We start from the raw sequence: 1,368 nt of genomic DNA, 5'->3' as shown, positions 1-1,368 counted from the left end.
GGACGCTTAGCTCAGTTGGGAGAGCATCGCCCTTACAAGGCGAGGGTCACTGGTTCAAGTCCAGTAGCGTCCACCACTCCTTTTCTACTAATACATCCAATATCTCAGTACCTGTTTTAGGATTGTAGTATTGCCAACCACCCTTTCAGCTCTGGTTTAGAGGGTCACTCACCCAACAACGTCATTATGAATCATAAGTTCCCTCTTGATTTGGGCAACTACAGTCCACTACGCCTTTTCCATTTGCGCCTTTTCCATTTGGACATCCATTAATTTATATATTTAACAGATAAAGTTAGTGAACTATTCACGAGCCCGGCGAAATTTTTTAGCTGCTTACTGAAATATTAGTAATGCTAAGGCGCTCCTGACTATCTTTAGACACCCAAAGGCTTCCATCTCTTAAGTATCTTCAAGAAAAGTTATTCCTGCTTGGTATTGTATTGATCATTACAGAGAAACTAGAATTCGATAGCGTGCAAACCAATGAATCTCAAAGCGGAAAAAAAGTTAACGAATTGACAAGATGGCTTTTAGTGGAGCGATTTTATATTCCACTCACCCAGACGGGTAACACGGCTGGTGATAGATACTTTAAGCAGTTGACTATACCGATTTGTTCTTCTTAAGCTGGCCAAGCTTGTGTCTCATAGTCGACAGGCAAATTCGGGACGAAAACCGAGTTTCAATACCGGTAATAAGCCGGAACCAGTCTCCAGGACTCAGCGCTGCTTGATTTAGTCCCCTCAGGCTATTTATATCTGTGTGCTCTATGGCTTTGCCAAACCTCGAAGTGTCGAAATGACGGGCGGTATCCTTCACTAATTGAAGATAATCCTGTAAACAGAAAGGTATTGCATGGCCTGTGCGCTGGTTCTTCGGCCCGGTAAACGGGAACAGGTCACGGGGTTGCTTATGCAATCTTGCCGCTTCGATACGTTTTTGAATACTGGTGTAATCTGATTGTTCCGGATTAGCGGCTATATTCGCGCGTACAGGGTTTAAGTCCACATACACCATGCAGGCGGCCAACGCTGTTTCATCCATTAGCGCCTGAGACTTAAAGCGCCCCTCCCAGAAACGACCGGTACAATCGTCTTCTTTATTGGCCTGACGAGCTATATATTCATTTAGCAAACGCATAAACCAGCTGATATCGTAAAGACGTTCCCGGTATATCTTTGCGCTTTGTCCAACCGTTTTTATCTCAGCTTCTGACATTGTCTGGCGTTGCGACAAACTCAAAAACTTGCGGGTCAAAATTGTTCCCCGGTGCAGCATATGCCAGCGATGCAATACTTCTTCGGTCGTCCAGCTCAGCGCTTTGTGTTTATCAACATGTAAGACAACATGGGTGTGATTACTCAT

The 1,368-nt window shown here is 44.5% G+C and carries 1 protein-coding gene and 1 tRNA gene; one reads left to right on the top strand and one right to left on the bottom strand.

Features of this window, described 5'->3' with window-relative positions; translation table 11 throughout:
• Nucleotides 1–76 (top strand) — tRNA-Val (locus F458_RS0112820).
• Nucleotides 77–606: 530 nt separating this feature from the next.
• On the opposite strand, the gene F458_RS20875 is transcribed toward F458_RS0112820, so the two are convergent.
• Nucleotides 607–1,368 (bottom strand): hypothetical protein (locus F458_RS20875; protein ID WP_018983833.1); only part of this gene is annotated, 762 nt, incomplete at its 5' end.

Origin of the sequence: Salinimonas chungwhensis DSM 16280 (assembly GCF_000378185.1) — a bacterium.
GTDB lineage: Bacteria > Pseudomonadota > Gammaproteobacteria > Enterobacterales > Alteromonadaceae > Alteromonas > Alteromonas chungwhensis.
Note: the sequence above shows the minus strand (reverse complement) of the source record. Positions and strands in the feature narration are given on the sequence as shown.